25 protein-coding genes are annotated in these 23,610 nt (G+C 70.1%); 4 read left to right on the forward strand and 21 right to left on the reverse strand.

The window, feature by feature from the left end; translation table 11 throughout:
* Positions 1–88 precede the first annotated feature (88 nt).
* From ACFY15_RS01925 to ACFY15_RS01935, 3 genes are all read right to left on the reverse strand, one after another.
* Positions 89–730 carry a LysE family translocator gene (locus ACFY15_RS01925; protein WP_390685373.1) on the reverse strand — a complete coding sequence of 214 codons (642 nt, stop codon included), beginning with the start codon at positions 728–730 and terminating at the stop codon, positions 89–91.
* A gap of 106 nt (positions 731–836) precedes the next feature.
* Positions 837–1,160: an STAS domain-containing protein gene (locus ACFY15_RS01930; protein ID WP_344165298.1), complete on the reverse strand. Its 324-nt coding sequence runs from the start codon at positions 1,158–1,160 to the stop codon at positions 837–839.
* A gap of 180 nt (positions 1,161–1,340) precedes the next feature.
* A complete protein-coding gene (locus ACFY15_RS01935) occupies positions 1,341–2,189 on the reverse strand; it encodes a 3-hydroxyacyl-CoA dehydrogenase family protein (RefSeq protein WP_344165295.1) in 849 nt (282 codons plus the stop codon).
* A gap of 182 nt (positions 2,190–2,371) precedes the next feature.
* Here ACFY15_RS01935 and ACFY15_RS01940 point away from each other — a divergent pair, with 182 nt between their 5' ends.
* The 4 genes from ACFY15_RS01940 (at position 2,372) to ACFY15_RS01955 (ending at position 6,953) form a co-directional block, all read left to right on the forward strand.
* Entirely contained in the window at positions 2,372–2,944 is a 573-nt protein-coding gene (locus ACFY15_RS01940; protein WP_390685372.1) for a cob(I)yrinic acid a,c-diamide adenosyltransferase, read from the forward strand.
* Positions 2,945–3,066: 122 nt separating this feature from the next.
* A complete protein-coding gene (locus tag ACFY15_RS01945) occupies positions 3,067–4,263 on the forward strand; it encodes a sensor histidine kinase (protein ID WP_390685513.1) in 1,197 nt (398 codons plus the stop codon).
* Complete coding sequence (locus ACFY15_RS01950; RefSeq protein WP_390685371.1) at positions 4,260–4,916, forward strand: response regulator; 657 nt, start codon at positions 4,260–4,262, stop codon at positions 4,914–4,916. The genes ACFY15_RS01945 and ACFY15_RS01950 overlap by 4 nt, the downstream gene beginning before the upstream one ends.
* 180 nt (positions 4,917–5,096) lie before the next feature.
* Entirely contained in the window at positions 5,097–6,953 is a 1,857-nt protein-coding gene (locus ACFY15_RS01955) for a glycosyl hydrolase family 18 protein (protein WP_390685370.1), read from the forward strand.
* A gap of 126 nt (positions 6,954–7,079) precedes the next feature.
* Here the strand turns inward: ACFY15_RS01955 and ACFY15_RS01960 are convergent, their stop codons facing one another.
* The 18 genes from ACFY15_RS01960 to ACFY15_RS02045 form a co-directional block, all read right to left on the reverse strand.
* The gene (locus ACFY15_RS01960; protein WP_211275098.1) at positions 7,080–7,526 is read right to left on the reverse strand and encodes a DUF2550 domain-containing protein; all 447 of its coding nucleotides are present in this window, start codon (positions 7,524–7,526) and stop codon (positions 7,080–7,082) included.
* Positions 7,527–7,654: 128 nt separating this feature from the next.
* Positions 7,655–8,029, reverse strand: a complete 375-nt coding sequence (locus ACFY15_RS01965) for a F0F1 ATP synthase subunit epsilon (RefSeq protein WP_390685369.1) — start codon at positions 8,027–8,029, stop codon at positions 7,655–7,657.
* Positions 8,030–8,133: 104 nt separating this feature from the next.
* On the reverse strand, positions 8,134–9,576 hold the full coding sequence (atpD, locus tag ACFY15_RS01970; RefSeq protein WP_366452036.1) for a F0F1 ATP synthase subunit beta: 1,443 nt from the start codon (positions 9,574–9,576) through the stop codon (positions 8,134–8,136).
* Positions 9,576–10,493, reverse strand: coding sequence for a F0F1 ATP synthase subunit gamma (locus tag ACFY15_RS01975; protein WP_390685368.1), 918 nt, complete (start codon positions 10,491–10,493; stop codon positions 9,576–9,578). Before ACFY15_RS01975 ends, atpD begins: the two co-directional genes overlap by 1 nt.
* A gap of 20 nt (positions 10,494–10,513) precedes the next feature.
* A complete protein-coding gene (atpA, locus tag ACFY15_RS01980; protein ID WP_079429789.1) occupies positions 10,514–12,109 on the reverse strand; it encodes a F0F1 ATP synthase subunit alpha in 1,596 nt (531 codons plus the stop codon).
* A 134-nt stretch (positions 12,110–12,243) separates the two neighbouring features.
* Positions 12,244–13,059, reverse strand: a complete 816-nt coding sequence (locus ACFY15_RS01985) for a F0F1 ATP synthase subunit delta (protein ID WP_390824876.1) — start codon at positions 13,057–13,059, stop codon at positions 12,244–12,246.
* Positions 13,056–13,589 (reverse strand): F0F1 ATP synthase subunit B, encoded by a 534-nt coding sequence (locus tag ACFY15_RS01990; RefSeq protein WP_390685512.1) that lies wholly within the window; start codon positions 13,587–13,589, stop codon positions 13,056–13,058. The genes ACFY15_RS01985 and ACFY15_RS01990 overlap by 4 nt, the downstream gene beginning before the upstream one ends.
* 50 nt (positions 13,590–13,639) lie before the next feature.
* Entirely contained in the window at positions 13,640–13,867 is a 228-nt protein-coding gene (gene atpE, locus ACFY15_RS01995; protein WP_030386954.1) for an ATP synthase F0 subunit C, read from the reverse strand.
* A 78-nt stretch (positions 13,868–13,945) separates the two neighbouring features.
* Positions 13,946–14,770 (reverse strand): F0F1 ATP synthase subunit A, encoded by an 825-nt coding sequence (gene atpB / locus ACFY15_RS02000; RefSeq protein ID WP_390685366.1) that lies wholly within the window; start codon positions 14,768–14,770, stop codon positions 13,946–13,948.
* 225 nt (positions 14,771–14,995) lie between these two features.
* Entirely contained in the window at positions 14,996–15,433 is a 438-nt protein-coding gene (locus ACFY15_RS02005; protein ID WP_390685365.1) for a hypothetical protein, read from the reverse strand.
* Between the two features lie 286 nt (positions 15,434–15,719).
* Entirely contained in the window at positions 15,720–17,066 is a 1,347-nt protein-coding gene (locus ACFY15_RS02010) for an MraY family glycosyltransferase (protein ID WP_390685511.1), read from the reverse strand.
* A 104-nt stretch (positions 17,067–17,170) separates the two neighbouring features.
* Positions 17,171–18,406: a serine hydroxymethyltransferase gene (gene glyA, locus ACFY15_RS02015; protein ID WP_390685364.1), complete on the reverse strand. Its 1,236-nt coding sequence runs from the start codon at positions 18,404–18,406 to the stop codon at positions 17,171–17,173.
* A gap of 139 nt (positions 18,407–18,545) precedes the next feature.
* On the reverse strand, positions 18,546–19,184 hold the full coding sequence (locus ACFY15_RS02020) for a protein-tyrosine-phosphatase (protein ID WP_390685363.1): 639 nt from the start codon (positions 19,182–19,184) through the stop codon (positions 18,546–18,548).
* Positions 19,181–19,828, reverse strand: a complete 648-nt coding sequence (locus ACFY15_RS02025) for an L-threonylcarbamoyladenylate synthase (RefSeq protein ID WP_358892379.1) — start codon at positions 19,826–19,828, stop codon at positions 19,181–19,183. Before ACFY15_RS02025 ends, ACFY15_RS02020 begins: the two co-directional genes overlap by 4 nt.
* 55 nt (positions 19,829–19,883) lie before the next feature.
* Complete coding sequence (prmC, locus tag ACFY15_RS02030) at positions 19,884–20,729, reverse strand: peptide chain release factor N(5)-glutamine methyltransferase (protein WP_042813202.1); 846 nt, start codon at positions 20,727–20,729, stop codon at positions 19,884–19,886.
* A 45-nt stretch (positions 20,730–20,774) separates the two neighbouring features.
* Positions 20,775–21,854: a peptide chain release factor 1 gene (gene prfA / locus ACFY15_RS02035; protein WP_389609813.1), complete on the reverse strand. Its 1,080-nt coding sequence runs from the start codon at positions 21,852–21,854 to the stop codon at positions 20,775–20,777.
* 118 nt (positions 21,855–21,972) lie between these two features.
* The gene (gene rpmE / locus ACFY15_RS02040; protein ID WP_007266580.1) at positions 21,973–22,191 is read right to left on the reverse strand and encodes a 50S ribosomal protein L31; all 219 of its coding nucleotides are present in this window, start codon (positions 22,189–22,191) and stop codon (positions 21,973–21,975) included.
* 172 nt (positions 22,192–22,363) lie between these two features.
* Complete coding sequence (locus ACFY15_RS02045; RefSeq protein WP_390685362.1) at positions 22,364–23,467, reverse strand: LCP family protein; 1,104 nt, start codon at positions 23,465–23,467, stop codon at positions 22,364–22,366.
* Positions 23,468–23,610 lie beyond the last annotated feature (143 nt).

Here is a 23,610-nt window from a genome sequence, read left to right on the forward strand (position 1 = left end):
ACAGGGGTGCCTCCACCATAGGTCCGCCCCGTTCCCCGCCCGTACCAGCGGACGCCGGAACTCCGCTGCTACCGGGCCCTATCCGGGCTCAGTCCTTGCGGCCGGTCGCGGCGACGGCGGCACCCAGGCCGATCATGGTGAGCCCGCCGATCCCGCCGACGATGTCGAGCCGGCGCGGGGATCCGGCGAACCAGCCCCGGGTGGTGGCGGCGACGAGCCCCCAGACACTGTCGGACACGACCGCGATGAGGTTGAAGACCAGGCCGAGCAGCAGCATCTGGAGGACGACGTGACCCCGATCGCGGTCGACGAACTGGGGCAGCACGGCGGCGAAGAAGACGATGGTCTTGGGGTTGGCCACGCCCACCAGGAAACCCTCCCCCAGGGTCCGCAGCCCGCCGCGCTCGGTGGGGGCCGCCTCGGCGAGGGCCGCCCGCAGGGATCCGCGCCGGCGCACGGCCTTGACGCCCAGGTACACCAGGTAGCCGGCGCCGATCAGCTTCAGCGCCGTGAAGACCAGGACCGAGCGCTCGACGACGGTCCCCGCCCCGAGGGCCACGGCCACGACCAGCACGTACGCCCCGAGCGTGTTTCCGGCCACCGTGGTCAGGGCGGCCCGGCGGCCCTGCGCCAGCGCCCGTCCGATCACGAAGAGCACGCTCGGGCCGGGGATCACGATCAGCAGGAACGACATGGCCGCGAAGGCCAATAGTCTGTCGGTGGACACCATGCGCCCATGAAAGCCGGGCCCGGCCCGCCCGCGCAGCCCCTTTTCCGCGGGGCCGCCGCACGCCCGGCCGCCCGAACGCCCGGCCCGTCCGTCCGTCCGTCCCGGATCAGACCCGGGGCAGGGACTCCGCTTCCAGCCCGCCCTCGATCGCGAGGATGCGGTGCAGCCGGGTCGCGACGAGCAGCCGCTGCATCCGGTCGGGCACCCCGCGCAGGACCAGCCGCCGGCCGGTCCGGCCGGCCCGCCGGTGCGCTCCCATGATCACGCCGAGTCCGGTCGCGTCCCAGGAGTCGAGCCCGGTCAGGTCGAGCACGAGGTCGCCGTGGCCGTCGTCGAGGGCGGTGTGGAGGGCGGTACGGGCGTCCGCCGCGCTGCGCACGTCGAGGCGTCCCCCGACAGCGAGTTCGGCGTGGTCGCCCCTGATGTGCATATGTGCTCCCCGGCTGTACCTGCGTGCGTGTGGTCCGACGGATCCGTGATCGGCTCGTGAGCGGCTCGTGGTCGGCAACTCTCACCGCAACTGACTGCCCTGCGGGCGGTGAAGTTGCCGACCGTGAGCGAACCGATACCTAATTCACCCCGTAGGGTGCGGGGATTCGAACGGACGTGCTCAGTGCTTGTAGAAGCCCTGACCGCTCTTGCGGCCGATGTCACCCGCGTCGACCATGCGGCGCATGAGCTCCGGCGGCGCGAACTTCTCGTCCTGGGACTCGGTGTAGATGTTGCTGGTGGCGTGCAGCAGGATGTCCACGCCCGTGAGGTCGGCGGTGGCCAGCGGGCCCATGGCGTGCCCGAATCCCAGCTTGCAGGCGATGTCGATGTCCTCGGCGGAGGCCACGCCCGATTCGTAGAGCTTCGCGGCCTCGACGACGAGGGCGGAGATCAGGCGGGTGGTGACGAAGCCGGCGACGTCGCGGTTGACGACGATGCAGGTCTTGCCCACGGACTCGGCGAACGCACGGGTGGTGGCGAGGGTCTCGTCGCTCGTCTTGTAGCCGCGGACCAGCTCGCAGAGCTGCATCATCGGGACGGGCGAGAAGAAGTGCGCGCCGACGACCCGCTCCGGGCGCTTGGTGACCGCCGCGATCTTGGTGATCGGGATGGCGGAGGTGTTGGAGGCGAGGACGGTGTCCTCGCGGACCAGGTCGTCCAGGGTGCGGAAGATCTCGTGCTTGACCTCGATCTTCTCGAAGACGGCCTCGACGACGATGTCCACGTCGGCGACCGCGTCGAAGTCGGTGGTCGTGGTGATGCGCGCGAGGGCCGCCTCGGCGTCCTCGGCCGTCATCTTCCCCTTGGAGACGAACTTGTCGTACGAGGCCTTGATCCCGTCCGTGCCCCGGGTCAGCGCGGCGTCGGTGACGTCCCGCAGGACGACGTCCCAACCCGCCTGAGCGGAGACCTGAGCGATCCCGGAACCCATCAGTCCCGCGCCGATGACGGCGAGCTTCCCAGCCACTGCACACCCCTCGTTGTTCTCAGTACGACCCGGCCTCGTAGCCTCTCCGGCGGAGACTAGCGTCCGTGAGGGGCCCAGTGACCGCGAAGTAACACGCGTCACGTCTCAGATGACGGACATCACACCGACACGGCCCAGCAGTGCGCGGGCCGCCCGCAGTTGGCCCGCACTACCCTGGCGCCATGGTGAACCTCACGCGCATCTACACCCGCACCGGCGACCAGGGCACGACCGCCCTGGGCGACATGAGCCGCACGCGGAAGACGGACCTGCGGATCTCCGCGTACGCCGACGCCAACGAGGCCAACGCCGCCATCGGGACCGCGATCGCGCTGGGCTCGCTGCCGGAGGAGGTCGTCAAGGTCCTGGTCCGCGTGCAGAACGACCTGTTCGACGTGGGCGCCGACCTGTGCACCCCGGTCGTCGAGGACCCCCAGTACCCGCCGCTGCGGGTGGAGCAGTTCTACGTCGACCGGCTGGAGGCGGACTGCGACGTCTTCAACGAGCGCCTGGAGAAGCTGCGCAGCTTCATCCTCCCGGGCGGCACCCCCGGCGCGGCCCTGCTGCACCAGGCCTGCACGGTGGTGCGCCGGGCGGAGCGCTCGACCTGGGCGGCGCTGGAGGCGCACGGCGAGGTGATGAACCCGCTGACGGCCACCTACCTCAACCGCCTCTCGGACCTCCTGTTCATCCTGGCCCGCACGGCCAACACGGAGGTCGGGGACGTGCTCTGGGTCCCGGGCGGCGAGCGCTAGCACCGGCCGGCGGCCGGCACGGCGCCGGCGGCGGCCGCGTCACCGGTGACGGACCCCCACTGCATCCTTCGGTGCAGCCGGGTCTCCTCCCCTCCGCCGACGCCGGGCGGCGGCGGCGCGTGTTGGATGGGACCGTGCACCCCACGACCTTCCGCCCGCACCGCGACGACGTGCTCCTCGCGGTGGTCAGCGTGCTCGCCGGGCTGCTGCTGTGGTCCCTGGGGATCTACAGCACCAACAACCGGCACTTCTTCCCGGCCTGGGCGGCGCTGGTGCCGCTGCTCGCCATCGGGCCGATGGAGCTGCTGCGGCGCACGGCCCACACCACCACCCTGGCCGTCGGCACGGTCGCGGTGATCGCCGACCAGTTCACCGTGGGCAACCTGGGCACCGTCCTCGTCTTCACGGACCTGGTCTACGCGGCCGTCGTCTACGGCAAACCGTCCACGGCACGGCGGCTGCCGATCTCCACCGGCCTGGTCACGGTCGTCGTCACCGTCGCCGCCGTGGCGTGGCTGCGCACTCCGCAGTCCCTGATGATCGGCGTCATCACCGGCATCGTGTGCTTCGGCCCGGCCCTGACCGGCGCCACCCTGCGCAACCACCGCGAGGCCGCCGAGGCCGCCCGGCTGCGCGCCGAGCAGACGGCGCTGCTGGCCGAGATGGACCGTACGCAGGCCGTGGCGGCCGAGCGCGCGCGGATGGCCCGTGAGCTGCACGACATGGTCGCCAACCACCTCTCCGCCATCGCCATCCACTCCACCGCCGCACTGTCCATCGACTCCCCCGCCACCAGCCGCGAGGCCCTCGGAGTGATCCGCGAGAACAGCGTCCAGGGGCTCGCCGAGATGCGCCGGCTGATCGGGCTGCTACGCGAGGCGGGGGCCGGGCAGGAGGCCGCGCCCGTCCCCTCCCTCGACGGGCTGGAGGCCCTGCTGGCGCGGGCCCGGGCGAACGGCACCGCGAGCGGGCTGGACTTCGTGCTGCACGACGCGCGACGGCAGGCGCCGCCGCTGCCGGCACCGGTGGAGCTGGCGGCGTACCGGATCGTCCAGGAGTCGCTGACCAACGCCCTCAAGCACGCCGCCGCCGGGACGGTCGCCGTCCGGGTCGCCCGCGAGGAGGGCCTGCTGACGGTGGCGGTGGACTCCCCGTACGGAGACCGGCCGGGCCCGCGCGCGCCCGGCTCCGGGGCGGGGCTGGTCGGCATGCGCGAGCGGACGGAACTGCTCGGCGGAAGGTTCACGGCGGGCCCACGGGGGCCCGTCTGGCAGGTGCGGGCGCAACTGCCCGCGGAGGACGGGGTGGTACCGGAATGAGCATCAGGGTCGTGGTGGCGGAGGACCAGCGGGCGGTACGGGCCGGGCTGGTGCTGATCCTGCGCAGTGCGGGCGACGTCGAGGTGGTGGGCGAGGCCGCCGACGGCGAGGAGGCGGTGCGGCTGGCCCGGGAGCTGCGGCCGGACCTGGTCCTCATGGACGTGCAGATGCCGGTCCTCGACGGGGTGGAGGCCACCCGCCGGGTGGCCGCGGAGGGCCTGGCCGACGTGTTGGTGCTGACCACCTTCGACCTCGACGAGTACGTGTTCGGGGCTTTGCGGGCGGGGGCCGCCGGCTTTTTGCTCAAGGACGCGGACGCGGCCGAGCTGATCGCGGCGGTGCGGACGGTGGCCCGCGGCGAGGGCCTGATCGCGCCCGCGGTGACCCGTCGGCTGATCGCCGAGTTCGCCGCTCCCCGGCCGGTACGGGCGCCCGCGCGGCCGGAGGCGGCCGCAGCGGTGGAGTCGCTGACCCGGCGCGAGCGGGAGGTGCTGGGAGCGCTGGGCGAGGGGCTGTCGAACGCGGAGATCGCCGTACGGCTGGAGATGGCGGAGGCCACGGTGAAGACGCACGTCAGCAGGCTGCTGGCGAAGCTGGAGCTGCGCAGCCGGGTCCAAGCGGCGGTACTGGCGCGGGAGTTGGGCATCCAGTAGACCGACCGGGGATGAGGTCTGGACCTCTCGACGGTTGGTACAGACCTTTCTAGTCTCACCGCAACACTGTGGTGAGCGTGCCATGACAAAGATCGCTTCCGGCGTGCTCACGGGCGGCGCAGGTCCCATCCCCAGTGCCGGTCGGCCCCCCGACCGGCACGGACCTCCGGAGGAGCACCCTTGAGCACAGCACCCCCACGACGCATCCCCCTCATCAGGCGGCTGGCCGCCACCGCGGCCGCCCTCGCCCTGCCCGTCGCCGGCCTCGTCGGCCTGGCCGGGCCCGCGCAGGCGGCCGCCTCCGCGACCGCCACCTACACCAAGGTCTCCGACTGGGGCACCGGCTTCGAGGGCAAGTGGACGGTGAAGAACACCGGCACCACCGCCCTCAGCAGCTGGACCGTGGAGTGGGACTTCCCGGCCGGCACCCAGGTGACCTCGGCCTGGGACGCCACCGTCACCGGCTCCGGCACCCACTGGACCGCCAAGAACGTCGGCTGGAACGGCGCCCTCGCCCCCGGCGCCACCGCCAGTTTCGGCTTCAACGGCAGCGGCCCCGGCGCCCCCTCCGGCTGCAAGGTCAACGGCGGCTCCTGCGAGGGCGGCACCACCCCCACCGACACCCCTCCCTCGGCCCCCGGCACCCCCACGGCCTCCGGGCTCACGGAGAACGCCCTGACCCTGTCCTGGGCGGCGGCCACCGACGACAAGGGCGTCAAGAACTACGACGTCTACCGCAACGGCACCAGGCTCACCACCGTCACCGGCACCACCTACGGCGACAGCGGCCTGACCAAGGGCACCGCCTACACCTACACGGTCACCGCCCGCGACACCGCCGACCAGACCGGCCCCTCCTCCGCCCCCCTCACCGTCACCACCCCCGGTGGCGGCACCGATCCCGGACCCGGACCCGACCCGGGCGCCAGGGTCAAGCTCGGCTACTTCACCGACTGGGGCGTCTATCAGCGCAACTACCACGTGAAGAACCTGGTCACCTCCGGCACCGCCGCGAAGATCACCCACATCAACTACGCCTTCGGCAACGTCCAGAACGGCAAGTGCACCATCGGCGACTCCTACGCCGACTACGACAAGGCCTACACCGCCGACCAGAGCGTCGACGGCGTCGCCGACACCTGGGACCAGCCCCTGCGCGGCAACTTCAACCAGCTGCGCAAGCTGAAGGCCAAGTACCCCGACATCAAGGTCGTCTACTCCTTCGGCGGCTGGACCTGGTCCGGCGGGTTCGGCCAGGCCGCGCAGAACCCGGCCGCCTTCGCCCAGTCCTGCTACGACCTGGTCGAGGACCCCCGCTGGGCGGACGTCTTCGACGGCATCGACATCGACTGGGAGTACCCGAACGCCTGCGGCCTGTCCTGCGACACCAGCGGCGGCGCCGCCTTCAAGAACCTGATGTCGGCCCTGCGCGCCACGTTCGGCTCCTCCAACCTGGTCACCGCCGCCATCTCCGCCGACGGCTCCAACGGCGGCAAGCTCGACCTCGCGGACTACGCGGGCGCCGCCCCGTACGTCGACTTCTACAACGTGATGACGTACGACTTCTTCGGCGCGTGGGACGCCAAGGGCCCGACCGCCCCGCACTCCCCGCTGACCTCCTACGCGGGCATCCCGATCGCCGGATTCAACTCCGAGGCGGCGATCACCAAGCTCAAGGGCAAGGGCATCCCCGGCTCCAAGCTCAACCTCGGCATCGGCTTCTACGGCCGCGGCTGGACCGGAGTCACCCAGGACGCCCCCGGCGGCACCGCGACCGGTCCCGCCCCCGGCACCTACGAGCAGGGCATCGAGGACTACAAGGTCCTCAAGACCAGCTGCCCCGCCACCGGCACCGTCGCCGGCACCGCCTACGCCAGGTGCGGCAGCAACTGGTGGAGCTACGACACCCCCGCCACCATCGCCGGGAAGATGAGCTGGCTGAAGAACCAGGGGCTCAAGGGAGCCTTCTTCTGGGAGTTCAGCGGCGACACCGCGGGCGGCGAACTCGCCTCCGCGATCCACACCGGACTGCAGTAAAGAGATGAACGAAGCCGGGGAGACGGGTCCGCCCCCGTCTCCCCGGCTTCCTCACGTTCTGGTCCACATTCACCCTCCCCCGGACTTCGTCCGGGGGGGGACCCCCATCCAACGGGCAAGGAATTTTTAAGCGACATTCACCCGTTGGCCCGGAGGCGCCGCCTCCAGCCAGGCCAGGAAACCGGTCAGGGCGTCCTCGCTCATCGCCAGCTCCAGGCGCGTCCCCTGGTGGGAACAGCCGAGCACGACGGAGTCCGACAGCAGGGCCAGCTCCTCCTCGCCCTCCGGCGCGCGGCGGGCGAGCACCTCGATGGACGAGCGCTCCAGCAGCCGGCGCGGCCGCGGCGAATAGCTGAACACGCGGAACCACTCGATGCGGTCACCGCTGTAGCGGGCGACCCCGTAGACCCACCCCTTGCCGGAGACGTCGGGCTCCTCGGCCACGCCCCAGCGCAGGCTGCAGTCGAAGGTCCCGCCGGAGCGCTGGATCAGTCTGCGGCGCAGCCCGAACACGAACAGCCCGATCACCACCAGGGCTACGACCAGGCCGCTCACAAGCAGAGCGAGGAGCATCTTCACCGACCTCCTCGCTCATCGAAAACCGCACAAACAAAAAGTACGTACATCGCCTCAGCCGCGACCCGCTCCGGAAAATTCCGGAACGGACCGCGGCTGAGGTTTCAAACTCTTCGGTACGGGGCTCAGCGCCCCGCGACCGCGCGCAGCCGGACATCGGCGCGACGTTCGGCGGCCGCGTCAGCGTCCGCCTTCGCGCGCTCCAGTGCCCGCTCCGCCCGCTGGACGTCGATCTCGTCCGCGAGCTCGGCGATCTCGGCCAGCAGGGACAGCTTGTTGTCCGCGAACGAGATGAAACCGCCGTGCACCGCGGCGACGACCGTGCCGCCCTCGCTGGTACGGATGGTCACCGGGCCCGATTCCAGCACACCGAGAAGCGGCTGGTGACCGGGCATGACGCCGATGTCGCCGGACGTGGTGCGGGCGACGACCAGCGTGGCCTCGCCGGACCAGACATTGCGGTCCGCCGCGACCATCTCGACGTGCAGCTCAGCAGCCAAGGTGGCTCCTCGGGTCACCACCCGGCGGGTCCGCCGGGTGTTGGGTCAAATTCTAATGGGCGTGGAGAGAGGGGCGGGACACACCCGCCCCTCTCCTGGGGGCATCAGGAGACGCCCAGCTCCTTGGCGTTGGCCTTGAGGTCCTCGATGCCACCGCACATGAAGAACGCCTGCTCGGGGAAGTGGTCGTACTCACCGTCGCAGATCGCGTTGAACGCGGCGATCGACTCGTCGAGCGGAACGTCCGAACCGTCCACGCCGGTGAACTGCTTGGCGACGTGGGTGTTCTGCGACAGGAAGCGCTCGACGCGACGGGCACGGTGGACAACGAGCTTGTCCTCCTCGCCCAGCTCGTCGATACCGAGGATCGCGATGATGTCCTGGAGGTCCTTGTACTTCTGCAGGATCCCCTTGACGCGCATGGCCGCGTTGTAGTGGTCCGCCGCGATGTAGCGGGGGTCCAGGATCCGGGACGTGGAGTCCAGCGGGTCCACGGCCGGGTAGATGCCCTTCTCGGAGATCGGACGGGAGAGAACCGTCGTCGCGTCGAGGTGGGCGAAGGTGGTCGCCGGCGCCGGGTCGGTGAGGTCGTCGGCGGGGACGTAGATCGCCTGCATGGAGGTGATCGAGTGACCACGGGTCGAGGTGATGCGCTCCTGGAGGAGACCCATCTCGTCGGCCAGGTTCGGCTGGTAACCCACCGCGGAGGGCATACGGCCGAGCAGGGTCGACACCTCGGAACCGGCCTGGGTGTACCGGAAGATGTTGTCGATGAAGAAGAGGACGTCCTGCTTCTGCACATCGCGGAAGTACTCCGCCATGGTCAGACCGGCCAGGGCGACGCGCAGACGGGTGCCCGGGGGCTCGTCCATCTGGCCGAAGACCAGCGCGGTCTTGTCCAGAACGCCGGAGTCCGACATCTCCTCGATGAGGTCGTTGCCCTCACGGGTACGCTCACCGACACCCGCGAACACCGACACACCGTCGTGGTTGTTGGCGACGCGGTAGATCATTTCCTGGATCAGAACGGTCTTGCCGACACCGGCACCACCGAACAGACCGATCTTTCCACCCTTGACGTACGGGGTGAGAAGGTCGATGACCTTGACGCCGGTCTCGAACATCTCGGTCTTCGACTCGAGCTCGTCGAAGTTCGGCGCCTTGCGGTGGATCGCCCAGCGCTCGGTGACCTCGGCGTTGGCCTCCGGGTAGTTCAGCACCTCACCGAGGGTGTTGAACACCTTGCCCTTGGTGAAGTCGCCGACGGGGACGGTGATGCCCTCGCCCGTGTCGGTCACCGGGGCCTGGCGGACCAGGCCGTCGGTGGGCTGCATGGAGATCGTGCGGACCATGCCGTCACCCAGGTGCTGGGCGACCTCGAGGGTCAGCGTCTTGAGCGCGCCCTCCTCGGCCGGGTCGGCGACCTGGACCTTCAGCGCGTTGTAGATGTCGGGCATCGCGTCGACGGGGAACTCCACGTCGACGACCGGGCCGATGACCCGGGCGATGCGGCCCGTGGCAGCGGCCGTCTCAACAGAGGTCGTCATTACTTGTCACTCCCCGCGGTCGCGTCGGCCATGGCGCTCGCGCCACCGACGATCTCGCTGATTTCCTGGGTGATTTCGGCCTGGCGGGCCGCGTTGGCAAGCCGGGAGAGGCTCTTGATGAGCTCACCGGCGTTGTCGGTCGCCGACTTCATCGCGCGGCGGCGGGCGGCGTGCTCGGAAGCGGCCGACTGCAGCAGTGCGTTGTAGATGCGGCTCTCGACGTAGCGCGGCAGCAGGGCGTCGAGGACGTCCTCCGCCGACGGCTCGAACTCGAACAGCGGAAGGATCTCGCCCTTCGCACCGTCCTCCTCCGCAGCCTTTTCGAGGCTGAGCGGCAGCATCCGGCCGTCCACCGCGTTCTGCGTCATCATCGACACGAATTCCGTGAAGACGATGTGCAGTTCGTCGACGCCGCCGTCGGCCGTCTCCTTCTGGATGGCCTCGATCAGCGGCTCCGCGACGCGCTTGGCGTCGGCGTAGGCCGGGCTGTCGGTGAAGCCGGTCCACGAGTCCGTGACCTTGCGCTCACGGAAGCCGTAGTAGGCGACGCCCTTGCGGCCGACGATGTAGCTGTCGACCTCCTTGCCCTCAGCGCGCAGCCGCTCGGTGAGCCGGTCGGCCTGCTTGATGGCGTTCGAGGAGTAGCCGCCGGCCAGACCGCGGTCGCTCGTGATGAGCAGGACCGCGGCGCGGGTCGGCGCCTCGACCTCGGTGGTCAGGGCGTGCTTGGTGTTCGAGCCGGTCGCGACCGCGGTCACCGCACGGGTGAGCTCGGTCGCGTACGGCATCGACGCCGCCACCTTGCGCTGCGCCTTGACGATGCGCGAGGCGGCGATCATCTCCATCGCCTTGGTGATCTTCTTGGTCGCCGTGATGGCACGGATGCGACGCTTGTAGACCCGGAGCTGCGCTCCCATGAGTCAGGTCCCTTCCGTCGTCACTTGGAGACGTTGACGGCCGGGACGTCCTCGCCCAGGAGCTTTCCGTCCGAGGTCTCGAACTGGCGCTTGAAGGCGGCGATCGCGTCGGCGATCGAGCCCAGCGTGTCGTCCGACATCTTGCCGCCGTCGGCGATGGAGGTGAGGAGGTCCTTGCGCTCGCGGCGCAGGTGCTCCAGCAGCTCCGACTCGAAGCGGCGGATGTCCTCGACCGGGACGTCGTCCATCTTGCCGGTGGTGCCGGCCCAGACGGAGACGACCTGCTCCTCGACGGGCATCGGCTGGTACTGGCCCTGCTTCAGCAGCTCGACCATGCGCTTGCCGCGCTCCAGCGAGGCCTTCGACGCGGCGTCCAGGTCGGAACCGAAGGCGGCGAACGCCTCCAGCTCGCGGTACTGGGCCAGGTCGACGCGAAGACGGCCGGAGACCTGCTTCATCGCCTTGTGCTGGGCGGAGCCACCGACGCGGGAGACCGAGATACCGACGTTCAGGGCCGGACGCTGGCCGGCGTTGAACAGGTCGGACTCCAGGAAGCACTGGCCGTCGGTGATGGAGATGACGTTGGTCGGGATGAACGCCGAGACGTCGTTCGCCTTGGTCTCGACGATCGGCAGACCGGTCATCGAGCCGGCACCCATGTCGTCGGAGAGCTTCGCGCAGCGCTCGAGCAGACGGGAGTGCAGGTAGAAGACGTCACCCGGGTAGGCCTCACGGCCCGGCGGGCGGCGCAGCAGGAGCGACACGGCGCGGTAGGCGTCGGCCTGCTTCGACAGGTCGTCGAAGATGATCAGGACGTGCTTGCCGGCGTACATCCAGTGCTGGCCGATGGCGGAACCGGTGTACGGCGCCAGGTACTTGAAGCCGGCCGGGTCGGACGCCGGGGCGGCGACGATCGTCGTGTACTCGAGCGCGCCGGCCTCTTCCAGGGCGCCGCGCACGGACGCGATGGTCGAGCCCTTCTGGCCGATGGCGACGTAGATGCAGCGGACCTGCTTGTTCACGTCGCCCGAGCGCCAGTTGTCGCGCTGGTTGATGATCGTGTCGACGGCCAGGGCGGTCTTGCCGGTCTGGCGGTCACCGATGATCAGCTGACGCTGGCCACGGCCGATCGGCACCATCGCGTCGACGGCCTTGTAGCCGGTCTGCATGGGCTCGTGCACCGACTTACGGACCATGACGCCCGGGGCCTGCAGCTCGAGGGCGCGGCGGCCCTCGGTCGCGATCTCGCCGAGGCCGTCGATCGGGTTGCCGAGCGGGTCGACAACGCGGCCGAGGTAGCCCTCGCCGACACCTACGGAGAGAACCTCACCGGTGCGCTGCACCGGCTGGCCCTCCTCGATACCGCTGAACTCGCCGAGGACGATCGCACCGATCTCGCGCTCCTCGAGGTTGAGGGCGAGACCGAGGGTGCCGTCCTCGAACTTCAGCAGCTCGTTCGCCATGGCGGAGGGCAGACCCTCCACCTTCGCGATGCCGTCGCCGGCAACGCTGACCGTTCCGACCTCCTCGCGCGAGGCCGCGTCCGGCTGGTACGACTGGACAAAGGTCTCCAGTGCGTCCCGGATCTCCTCCGGCCGGATCGTGAGCTCCGCCATCTGGGTTCCCTGCTCTCCTTGTTGGGCCTGAAGCTTCTTAGGGGTCTGGGGGCGACCCCCAGGAATCTTCTGCAAGTTCTGCACGGCCCAACCGGGCCGCTAGGAATGCTTTGTATCTGTGTGGTGGCGGCTGGTCAGCCGGCCATGCGGCGGGTCGCCTCGGAGAGGCGCTCCGCGATGGTGCCGTCGATGACCTCGTCGCCGACCCGCACCGAGATCCCGCCGAGGACCTCGGGGTCCACGTCGAGGTTCAGGTGCATCTGGCGGCCGTACAGCTTGGCCAGCACCGCGCCGAGACGCTGCTTCTGCACGTCGCTGAGCGGGACCGCACTGGTCACGGTGGCGACCATGCGGTCACGACGCGCAGCGGCGAGCGTCGAGAGGGACTCGAGTCCCCCCTCAAGGCTACGTCCACGCGGGTGCGTGACGAGACGGATCACCAGGCGCTCGGTGACGGCGTTCACCTTGCCGCCGAGCAGGCTGCGCAGCAGCTCGCTCTTGGCGGAGGAGGTGGCGGCGCGGTCGGTCAGCGCGGCACGCAGCCCGGTGTTCGAGGCGACGATCCGGCCGAACCGGAACAGCTCGTCCTCGACGTTGTCGAGCGCGCCCGCCTGCTGGGCGGCCGTGAGGTCGGCGGTGGCCGCCAGCTCCTCCAGCGCGTCCACCAGGTCGCGGGACTGCGACCAGCGGGACCGGGCCATGCCGGACACCAGGTCGAGGGTCTCCCCGCCCACCTGGCCCGACAGCAGCCGGCCGACCAGCTCGGCCTTGGCCTCGCCGAACTGCGCCGGGTCCGTGATGACCCGACGCAGCGAGACCTCACGGTCGAGCAGCGCGGTGACGGCTGCCAGCTCACCGGCGAGCTTCGTCGCGTCGACGGACGTGTTGTCCGTCAGCGCGTCGAGACGCTCGCGCGCGGAGGCCAGCGCCTCGCGGCTCGCTCCGTTCATCGGGCCGCCTCGGCCTTCTCCTCGAGCTCGCTGAGGAAGCGGTCGATGGTGCGGCTCTGCCGGGCGACGTCCTCGAGGGACTCGCCGACGAGCTTGCCGGCCAGGTCGGTGGCAAGCTTGCCCACGTCCTGACGCAGCGCCTGAGCGGCGGCCTTGCGGTCCGCGGCGATCTGGGCGTGACCGGCAGCGATGATCTCCTCACGCTGCCGCTGGCCCTCTGCGCGCAGTTCTTCCTTGAGCGCAGTGCCCTGCTCCAGCGCGTCCTGGCGCAGGCGCGCGGCCTCGTGCCGGGCCTCGGCGAGCTGGGCCTTGTACTGCTCCAGCACGCTCTGGGCCTCGGTCTGAGCGGCCTCAGCCTTCTCGATACCGCCCTCGATGGCCTCGCGACGCTCGTCCAGAACCTTGTTGATGTTCGGGAGGAGCTTCTTCGCGAGGAAACCGAAGACGATGACGAAGGCGATCAGACCGATGACGAGCTCGGGGATCGGCGGGTAGAGGGGGTTTTCCAGCTCCTCGGCCGCCAGAACCATGAGGTTCACATCAGTGCCTTTCGTCTAATCGGACTAGTGGGAGCTGTTCGTCAGCTGTAGACGAACGGCATGACCAGACCGATGAGGGCGAGCGCCTCACAGAAGGCGAAGCCGAGGATCTGGTTGGCGCGGATCAGACCGGCGGCCTCGGGCTGGCGGGCGAGGGCCTGGGTGCCGTTACCGAAGATGATGCCGACGCCGACGCCGGGGCCGATGGCCGCGAGACCGTAACCGACGGAGCTGAGGGAACCGGTGACGGCGGCAAGGGTCTGGGACATGCCAGTTCTTCCTTCTCTTTCACGGATCCGGTGGGGGTTGGCCACCGGACGACAAGGGGGTTTGGGGGAGGGCCTGACTCAGTGGTGCTCGGCGAGCGCGCCCTGGATGAAGCTGCACGCCAGGAGGACGAAGACGTACGCCTGGACGGCCTGGATGAAGAGCTCGAAGGCGGTCATCACGATCACCATCACGAACGACACGCCCGCGTAGGCGATGCCGATGCCGTTCAGCAGGTACCAGCTGGCGATCGTGAAGAGCAGCAGCAGGGTGTGACCGGCGAACATGTTCGCGAAGAGTCGGACCGCGTGGGTGAACGGGCGGACCAGGACGTTCGAGAAGAACTCGATGATCATGACCAGCGGCAGCACCGCGCCGAGCGACTTGTCGTAGCCGGTCAGGTTCTTCAGACCGCCGACGAAGCCGTGGCGCTTGAACGTCACCGACATCCAGATGAAGTACACGATCAGGGCGAGGGCGGCCGGGTACGCGATGATCGCGGTCACCGGGAACTGCGCCACGGGGACGATCGACCAGACGTTCAGGATCCACACGAAGAAGAACAGCGAGACCATGAAGGGGACGTACTTCTCGCCCTCCTTCTTGCCGAGCGTCTCGTAGACGATGCCGCGGCGCACGAAGTCGTAGCCGGTCTCGGCGACCATCTGGAGCTTGCCCGGGACGACCTTCGGCTTGGCGAAGGCGGCCCAGAAGAAGGCCACGATGATGACCGAGCCCAGCAGGGCCAGCAGCATCGGCTTGTTGAAGTACGCGCTCGTCAGGCCGGGTTCGCCCCACAGCGGCTCGAAGAGGAACGAGTGCAGGCCCGGACCGGGGAAGCCACATCCGGAGAAGATGTGACAGTCGGTCTCGAAAGCGAGGACCTGCGTCGGGTCAGCACTCACCGCGGGCTCCTTCAGCGTGGCGCATAGGTACGGCAACCTCATCGTGTCGGCGCGGCGCACGGCCGCGGTTCGGCACTGGACTGGTGTAACGGGTGTGGGGGCGGCAGTCAGGCATCGAGCCTCGCGATGGAACAGGCGTCAGCTCAGATGCCCGCGCCCGCAGTGCCGCAGTTTGAACCGGACGATAGCAGCATCTCGAACGCACACTTATCCCGGCCCTACCCCTCACGGCTTGGACCCCGGATTTTCGGGCTTTTCCCCCTTGGTCGAGTCCGGCTCGACGTAAAGGATCTTGGCTTTCATGTGAGCACGCGTCTGCGCGCCGGTCCACACGAGGGTGGCGACGACGAGCGTGATCGCGAACGCCCGGGGGTGGAACAGCGTCGTGTTCTTGAACACGGCGAGAAAGACGAAGAGCAGCAGGATCTGAGCGGCGTAGAGCATGAGGCCCATCGCCTGGAACAGGTGCGGCAGGGATTTCGCCGTGCGCTGGAGAACGATGAATCCGAGACCCATGAACACGATCACCACGGCGGTGGCGACGAGCGACCCGACCGCACCCTTGCCACCGACGACCAGACCGCTGATGACGGCGGCGATGACGCCGGCGACAGCGGTGGGTACGGCGGTTTGCAGGAGGGATCGGACGTCGTTAGACCGCATGGCGGTTTGCTCCGCGTGGTGGTGGGGGCACGGACTCGTACGGGAACTCGTACGGGGACGAGCGTAAGCCCGGTCCGAGTGGTCGCCTCGGGCCGATGGACCGTCGCACTACGGTCCTTCGGCTCTGTCGCCGGGTTTAGTGAACGGTATCACAAACTATTTGATGAGAGCTTTACCTGTGCGGTGTGCTGACTGTCACACATGAGGGCTAATCCGCCCGTGTGTGCAAGACAGGGCGACGGCTTGTCTGGTAAAGGGCTTCCATGTCGGACATGCGCCGGGCGCGTCAGCGTGCCGAACCCGCCTTACGCCGGTCGGGAAAGCGCGAACGGGGGCCTACCGCTGTCGCGCCGTTGACGCCGGACACCCCGGCCGCGATCGGCCGCGCCGGCTCCGGCTCGGTCCCGGCGTCCTCCCGGACCGCCGCCTCCGCCGCCGCCTCGGCCGCACGGCGGGTGTGCCGGTAGCGCGGCGGGACCAGCCCCTCGGCCCAGCGCGGGGCGCGCGGGGTGAACCGCGGCAGCAGGAGCAGTACGAGGCCCAGGGCGCTCAGCGCGGCGATGGAGAGAACGATCCACATCGAGGCGGAGTGCACCGAGTAGGCCACCGTCCCGAAGGCGATCAGCCCCGACCAGAAGTACATGATGAGTACAGCGCGGCTGTGCGAGTGCCCGAGTTCCAGGAGCCGGTGGTGCAGGTGCCCGCGGTCCGCGGCGAAGGGCGACTGGCCCTTCCAGGTGCGCCGCACGATGGCCAGGAGCAGGTCCGCCATCGGGATCGCGATGATCGTCAGCGGCAGCAGCAGGGGGATGAAGACCGGCAGCATCGCGTGCGTGGCGTTGCGCTCGCCGCCGACGAACAGGGCCATGGTGTCGGGGTCGACCTGCCCGGTGATCGAGATCGCCGAGGCGGCCAGGACCAGGCCGATCAGCATCGAGCCGGAGTCGCCCATGAAGATCCGCGCGGGGTGCATGTTGTGGGGCAGGAAGCCCAGGCACATGCCCATCAGGATGGCGGCGAAGAGCGTCGCGGGGGCGGCCGCCTCGATGCCGTAGCCGAACCAGATCCGGTAGGCGTAGAGGAAGAACGCGCAGGTGGCGATGCAGACCATGCCGGCGGCCAGGCCGTCGAGCCCGTCGACGAAGTTCACCGCGTTGATGGTGATCACCACCAGCGCCACGGTGAGCAGGGTGCCCTGCCACTGGGTCAGCGCGACGGTGCCGATGCCCGGAACCGGAATCCACAGGATGGTCAGGCCCTGGATGACCATGACACCCGCGGCGATCATCTGGGCACCCAGCTTGATCAGCGCGTCGAGCTCGAACTTGTCGTCGAGGACCCCGACGAGCCAGATCAGCGCGGCGCCCGAAAGCAGCGCTCTGGGTTCGTTGGAGCGTTCGAAGACCCCGTTGAGGTTCTGCAGGTGGTCGGCGATGAGCAGGCCCGCGCACAGGCCGCCGAACATGGCGATGCCGCCCAGCCGGGGGGTCGGTTCGCGGTGCACGTCGCGGGCGCGGATCTCCGGCATCGCACCCGCGGCGATCGCGAACTTCCGGACGGGCCCGGTCAGCAGGTAGGTCACCGCGACCGTGACGCAAAGCGTCAGCAGATATTCACGCACTGGCTGCCCCAGATGTATCGCCGGCCATCTCAGCCCCACACATTAGCCGCGATGTACACGGGGACGAGGACGCGCGGAGTCCCCGTTCCGGTTGCACTACGGGATACTCGTCCCGGTTACGCCTCGTACGGGGGAAATCGTCCGGCCAGTTCGGCGACCTCGGCCCGTGTTCCGTCCGCGTCCCCGCCGCTCAGCGCGGCGGCGAACAGCTCGCAGATCCGCGCCATCTCGGGCTCCCCCATCCCCTGCGTGGTCACCGCCGCGGTGCCCAGGCGGATCCCGCGCCGGTCCCCGTACGGCAGGGCGCAGGTGTCCAGGACGATCCCGGCGGCGGCCAGCCGGTCGCGCGCGGCCGGGCCGTCGATGCCGAGGGGGGCGGGGTCCGCGGTGATCAGATGGGTGTCCGTGCCGCCTGTGGTCACGGCCAGCCCGTGCGCCCGGAGGGCCCCGGCGAGCGCCCGGGCGTTGGCCACGACCTTGTGGGCGTACCGGGTGAAGGCCGGGCCGGCCGCCTCTCCGAAGGCCACCGCCTTGGCGGCGATGGTGTGCATCTGGGCGCCGCCCTGGGTGAAGGGGAAGACCGCCCGGTCGACGCGCTCGGCGAACTCGGCCCCGCACAGCACCATCCCGCCGCGCGGGCCGCGCAGCACCTTGTGGGTGGTCGCGCAGACCACGTCCGCGTAGGGCACGGGGCTGGGCGCGGCCCCTCCGGCCACCAGTCCGATGGGATGGGCGGCGTCGGCGATCAGGTAGGCCCCGGCCTCGTCGGCGATCTCCCGGAAGGCCGAGTACTCCAGGTGCCGGGGGTAGGAGATGGACCCGCACACGATGGCCCTGGGCCGGTGCGACCGGGCCAGCCTCTGCACCTGCTCGTAGTCGACGAGCCCGGTTGCCGCGTCGACCCCGTACCCCACGAAGTGGAACCACCGGCCGGAGAGGTTGGCGGGCGAGCCGTGCGTGAGGTGTCCGCCGTACGCGAGTCCCATGGCCAGGACGGTGTCCCCGGGCCGCAACAGCGCGGCGTACGCGGCGAGGACGGCGGAGGAGCCCGAATGCGGCTGCACGTTCGCGTGCTCGACCCCGAACAGCGCCCGGGCCCGCTCCTGCGCCACCCGTTCGGCCTGGTCCGCGTACGCGCAGCCGCCGTGGTAGCGGGCGCCGGGGTACCCCTCGGCGTACTTGTTGGCGAGCGGGGAACCCAGTGCGGCGAGGACGGCGGCGGAGGTGAAGTTCTCGGCGGCACTCATCTGCAGCGTGGTGGCCTGCCGGTGCCGCTCCCCTTCGAGGATGTCGGCCATCTGCGGGTCCTGCGCCCGCAGCACGTCCGTGGCCCGCTCAGTGGTGACGCTCATGGCGCGACTCCCGCGCAGTGGGGGTACCGGTACCAGCCACTGTAGGCCGGACCCCGCGTTCACGCCCTGCGAGCCGCCCCGCCGCGGCCGCCGGACGGGGCGCCCGCCGGCCCCGCGGACCTGCGCGCCCCCCGGAGGGTCAGCGCGGTCCGGACACGCCCGTCAGCGCGGTGACGACGGGGTCCAGCGCCTGGTTGATCTCATCGCCGATGGAGCGGAAGAACGTGATCGGCGACCCGTACGGGTCGTACACCTCGTCGGCGTCGGCGGAGGGCGCCAGCAGCCACCCGCGCAGCGCGGCGGCGGCCCGCACCAGCGCCCGGGCCCGCTCGGCCATCCCGTCGTCGAGCGGCGGCAGCGTCGCCGGGTCTATGGCCCGCACCAGCCGCGTGAACTCCTTCAGCGTGAAGGTCCGCAGCCCCGCCGAGTGCCCCATGGAGATGACCTGGGCCCGGTGGTCGCGGGTGGCGGTCAGCACCAGGTCGGCCCGTATGACGTGCTCGTCGAGCAGCTCGCGCCCGGTGAACCCCGACGCGTCCGCGCCGAAGTCCTCCAGCACGGCCGCCGCGTTGGCCTCCATCGGCGCGCCCTCGTGGCCCCAGGTGCCCGCGCTCTCCACGATCAGGTCGCCGGCGGCCAGCCCCAGCGCGCCCAGCCGGTGCGCCAGCGCGTGCCGCGTCAGCCGCTCGGTGATGGGCGAGCGGCACACGTTCCCGGTGCTGACGTGGAGTATGCGGAAGGTGTCCCCCTTGGCTATGCCACGCCCCTGAGGGCTCACGGAGCCACCTCGAGGTCGGGTACGACCTCCCGCAGCTGCTCGGCGGTCAGCGCGCCCTCGCGCAGCAGCACGGGAACCTTCCCGGTGACGTCGACGATCGACGACGGCAGGGTGCTCGGGGTCGGCCCGCCGTCCAGGTAGACGGAGACGGAGTCGCCCAGCATGGCGCGCGCCGCGTCGCAGTCCTCCGGCGCCGGGTGCCCGGACAGGTTCGCCGAGGACACCGCCATCGGGCCGACCTCGGTCAGCAGCTCGATCGCGACGGGGTGCAGGGGCATGCGCACGGCCACGGTCCCGCGGGTCTCCCCCAGGTCCCAGGCCAGCGACGGCTGGTGCTTGGCGACGAGCGTGAGCCCGCCCGGCCAGAAGGCGTCGACGAGCTCCCACGCCTGCTCGGAGAAGTCCGTGACGAGGCCGTGCAGGGTGTTGGGGGAGCCGATGAGCACCGGGGTGGGCATGGTGCGGCCGCGGCCCTTGGCGGCGAGCAGGTCGCCGACGGCCTCGGCGCTGAAGGCGTCCGCGCCGATCCCGTACAGGGTGTCGGTGGGCAGCACGACGAGCTCCCCGCGGCGTACGGCGGAGGCCGCTTCACGCAGGCCCGTCTTGCGGTCCGTCGCGTCGTTGCAGTCGTATCGCCGGGCCATCAGCGGGCCTCCTCGTGCAGCGGGGTGGTGTCGTGGGCGGTCGGGGTCGTGGGCATCACGGCATGGCCTTGCGGGCGGTCGCGAAGCGCGGGCGGTTGTTCAGGTCCGGGTGGTCGGCGGCGTCGGCCCAGCCCCGCTCGTCGGCGAAGATCCACGGCACCTGGCCGCCCTGGGTGTCGGCGTGCTCGATCACGACGATGCCGCCGGGCCGCAGCAGCCGGTGGGCGGTGCGCTCGATCCCGCGGATGGTGTCGAGGCCGTCCTCGCCGGAGAACAGCGCCATCTCGGGGTCGTGGTCCCGGGCCTCGGGGGCCACGTACTCCCACTCGGTGAGCGGGATGTACGGCGGGTTGGAGATGACGAGGTCGACCTGGCCGTCCAGCTCGGGCAGCGCGGTCAGGGCGTCGCCCTGGTGGACGGTGACCCGGGAGCCCTCGGCGTTCTTGCGGGTCCAGCGCAGGGCGTCCTCGGACAGCTCCACGGCGTGCACGCGCGAGCGCGGCACCTCCTGAGCCATGGCGAGGGCGATGGCACCGGACCCGGTGCACAGGTCCACGATCAGCGGCTCGACCACGTCCATGGCCCGGACGGCCTGTATGGCCCAGTCCACGACCGACTCGGTCTCGGGCCGAGGCACGAACACCCCGGGGCCGACCTGGAGCTCCAGGTAGCGGAAGAAAGCCCGGCCGGTGATGTGCTGGAGCGGCTCGCGCGCCTCGCGGCGGGCGACGGCCTCCCAGTAGCGGGCGTCGAAGTCGGCGTCCTTGACGTGGTGCAGTTCCCCCCGCTTGACGCCGTGCACGAAGGCCGCGAGCTCCTCCGCGTCGAAACGCGGTGAGGGCACGCCGGCGGCGGCCAGCCGCTGGGTGGCCTGGGCCACCTCGGCAAGCAGCAAGTTCACGCTGGTCCTCCGGGCTGCTGTCGTACGGGGGGGGTGGTGCGAGGGTCAGTGCGCGGCCGCGAGCTTCGCCGCGGAGTCGGTGTCGACGCAGGCCTGGATGACCGAGTCGAGGTCGCCGTCGAGCACCTGGTCCAGGTTGTACGCCTTGAAACCGGTGCGGTGGTCCGAGATGCGGTTCTCCGGGAAGTTGTACGTACGGATCTTCTCGGAGCGGTCCACGGTGCGCACCTGGCTGCGGCGCACGTCGGAGGCCTCCTGCTCGGCGGCTTCCTGGGCGGCGGCCAGCAGGCGCGAGCGCAGGATGCGCATGGCCTGCTCCTTGTTCTGGAGCTGGCTCTTCTCGTTCTGGCAGGAGGCGACCACACCGGTCGGGAGGTGCGTGATGCGCACGGCCGAGTCGGTGGTGTTGACGGACTGGCCGCCGGGGCCGGAGGAGCGGTACACGTCGATGCGGAGGTCGTTCGGGTTGATCTCGACCTCGACCTCCTCGGCCTCCGGGGTGACGAGCACGCCGGCGGCGGAGGTGTGGATGCGGCCCTGGGACTCGGTGGCGGGGACGCGCTGGACGCGGTGGACGCCGCCCTCGTACTTCATCCGGGCCCACACGCCCTGGCCGGGCTCGGTGGCACCGTTACCGCCCTTGGTGCGGACGGAGACCTGGACGTCCTTGTAGCCGCCGAGCTCGGACTCGGTGGAGTCGATGATCTCGGTCTTCCAGCCGACGCGCTCGGCGTAGCGCAGGTACATGCGCAGCAGGTCGCCCGCGAACAGGGCGGACTCGTCGCCGCCGGCGCCCGCCTTGATCTCCAGGAGCACGTCCTTGTCGTCGCTGGGGTCGCGCGGGACGAGCAGCAGGCGGAGCTTCTCGGTGAGCTCCTCGCGCTGCGCGCTCAGCTCCTTGACCTCGGCGGCGAAGTCGGGGTCGTCGGCCGCCAGCTCCTTGGCCGTCTCGATGTCCTCGGCCGACTGCTTCCACGCACGGAAGGTCGCCACGATCGGGGTCAGCTCCGCGTAGCGCTTGTTCAGCTTGCGCGCGTTCGCCTGATCGGAGTGGACCGAAGGGTCGGCGAGCTTCTTCTCGAGGTCGGCGTGCTCGCCGACCAGGTCCTCGACCGCTTCGAACATCGGGTGCTCCTGGGGGAAAAGTCAAAAATGGGCTGGGCTGGCTGAACGACGACAAAGGCGCCGGCCCGGCCGCCCCCGCGTGATCAGGGGGCGGCCGGAGACCGGCGCCTGGGTCGCGCTACTTCTTGGCCGCACCCTTGCCGAAGCGGGCCTCGAAGCGGGCCACACGGCCACCGGTGTCGAGGATCTTCTGCTTGCCCGTGTAGAACGGGTGGCACTCGGAGCAGACCTCGGCACGGATGGTGCCCTCGGTCAGGGTGCTACGAGTGGTGAACGACGCGCCACAGGTGCAGCTGACCTGGGTCTCGACGTACTCGGGGTGAACATCGCGCTTCAAGGTGTCTCCTAGATTCGGGAGGGCGCCGGGTCGCAGGAGCCGAATTGCGCACTGCGTGAACCGGGGCCGACAGACCAGTCTGCCAGGACCGGGCCGCCTGTCAAAATTCTCGGAACGCTCCCCTCAACGGGGTGGGGCCGGCATCTATTCCGGCCCGGCCCGGGAGGCCGCGCTACTGCACGATCGAGCCCGCGGTGCTCTTGTCGCCGTTGGAGTGCTCGGTGGCCGCGGCGGGGATGGGCTGGTCGGCCAGCAGGGCGTCCCAGACCATCTTGGAGTCCTTGGCCAGGACCGCGACGCGGTCCTTGTCGAGCGGGTCCTGGGTCACCGGCAGGGTGATCATGCGCATGTTCTCGGCGCTGATGCCCTGGAGCCCCTGGGCGAAGCTCGCGAGGGACTTCACGTCGCCGAGCGCCTTGTCGGTGGTGATCGCCTTGGTCGCGGAGTCGGCGAGACCGTAGAGCTTCTTCGGGCTGTCGAAGACCCCGACGCCCTTGACCTGCTTGATCAGCGCCTTGATGAAGGCCTGCTGGAGCTGTATTCGGCCCAGGTCGCCGCCGTCGCCGACGGTCTTGCGCGTACGGACCAGGCCGAGGGACTGCTCACCGTTGAGCTTGTGGGAGCCGGCCGGCAGGTCGAGGTGGCTGCCGTAGTCCTTGATCGGCTTGGTGGTCGTGAGCTCGACGCCGCCGAGGTTGTCGATGATGTTCTTGAAGCCGGTGAAGTCGACCTCGATGTAGTGGTCCATGCGGATCCCCGACATCGCCTCGACGGTCTTCACCGCGCAGGCGGCCCCGCCGATGGTGAAGGCCTCGTTGAACTGCGCGCGCTGCCGGGGGGCGCTGTTCTTCCCCTTGCCGATGGGGCAGGCGGGCCGCGGCAGCATCGTGTCGCGCGGGATCGACACCACGCTGGCCTGCTTGTGGCCCTCGTAGAGGTGGATGATCATCGCCGTGTCGGAGCGGGCCGAGCCACCGTCGTCCGCGCCGTACTCACGGTTCGCCCCCTCGCGGGAGTCGGAGCCGAGGACCAGGATGTCCATCGAGCCGTTGTCGACGTTCGGCGGGCGGTCCTTGCCCAGGGCCTGGTCGATGTCGACGCTGTGCAGGTTGCCGTTGAGCTTGACGTAGAACCAGCCGAGGCTGCCGCCGCCCAGCAGGACCACGCCGGCGGCGGTCCAGGCGGCCACTCTGAGGCCCTTGCGGCGCTGGGGCTGCCCCCTGCGCCGTCCCCCGCGGGCGGCCCGGCGGCCGCCACCTCTGCTGTCCTCGCTCATGCTCTCCTCAGTCCTGGCTCCGTTGCCCGTCTTCCCTCACTCAGACGGACGAACGCATTCCAGGGTTCCACGGCATTCTGTGAGAGCCGCCCGCCTGTGGCGAAGGTCGCACCGACGCGAACGCCCCCGCCGCGGGTGCGGCG

Source organism: Streptomyces sp. NPDC001373, assembly GCF_042895815.1.
Lineage (GTDB): Bacteria > Actinomycetota > Actinomycetes > Streptomycetales > Streptomycetaceae > Streptomyces.

Coding starts and splice junctions, on each gene's coding strand:
- ACFY15_RS01925 (WP_390685373.1), bottom strand. CDS start 730: ATGGTGTCCACCGACAGACTATTGGCCTTCGCGGCCATGTCGTTCCTG.
- ACFY15_RS01930 (WP_344165298.1), bottom strand. CDS start 1,160: ATGCACATCAGGGGCGACCACGCCGAACTCGCTGTCGGGGGACGCCTC.
- ACFY15_RS01940 (WP_390685372.1), top strand. CDS start 2,372: ATGGTGAACCTCACGCGCATCTACACCCGCACCGGCGACCAGGGCACG.
- ACFY15_RS01950 (WP_390685371.1), top strand. CDS start 4,260: ATGAGCATCAGGGTCGTGGTGGCGGAGGACCAGCGGGCGGTACGGGCC.
- ACFY15_RS01960 (WP_211275098.1), bottom strand. CDS start 7,526: ATGCTCCTCGCTCTGCTTGTGAGCGGCCTGGTCGTAGCCCTGGTGGTG.
- atpD (WP_366452036.1), bottom strand. CDS start 9,576: ATGACGACCTCTGTTGAGACGGCCGCTGCCACGGGCCGCATCGCCCGG.
- ACFY15_RS01975 (WP_390685368.1), bottom strand. CDS start 10,493: ATGGGAGCGCAGCTCCGGGTCTACAAGCGTCGCATCCGTGCCATCACG.
- atpA (WP_079429789.1), bottom strand. CDS start 12,109: ATGGCGGAGCTCACGATCCGGCCGGAGGAGATCCGGGACGCACTGGAG.
- ACFY15_RS01985 (WP_390824876.1), bottom strand. CDS start 13,059: ATGAACGGAGCGAGCCGCGAGGCGCTGGCCTCCGCGCGCGAGCGTCTC.
- ACFY15_RS01990 (WP_390685512.1), bottom strand. CDS start 13,589: ATGGTTCTGGCGGCCGAGGAGCTGGAAAACCCCCTCTACCCGCCGATC.
- atpE (WP_030386954.1), bottom strand. CDS start 13,867: ATGTCCCAGACCCTTGCCGCCGTCACCGGTTCCCTCAGCTCCGTCGGT.
- ACFY15_RS02005 (WP_390685365.1), bottom strand. CDS start 15,433: ATGCGGTCTAACGACGTCCGATCCCTCCTGCAAACCGCCGTACCCACC.
- glyA (WP_390685364.1), bottom strand. CDS start 18,406: ATGAGCGTCACCACTGAGCGGGCCACGGACGTGCTGCGGGCGCAGGAC.
- ACFY15_RS02025 (WP_358892379.1), bottom strand. CDS start 19,828: ATGGCCCGGCGATACGACTGCAACGACGCGACGGACCGCAAGACGGGC.
- prfA (WP_389609813.1), bottom strand. CDS start 21,854: ATGTTCGAAGCGGTCGAGGACCTGGTCGGCGAGCACGCCGACCTCGAG.
- ACFY15_RS02045 (WP_390685362.1), bottom strand. CDS start 23,467: ATGAGCGAGGACAGCAGAGGTGGCGGCCGCCGGGCCGCCCGCGGGGGA.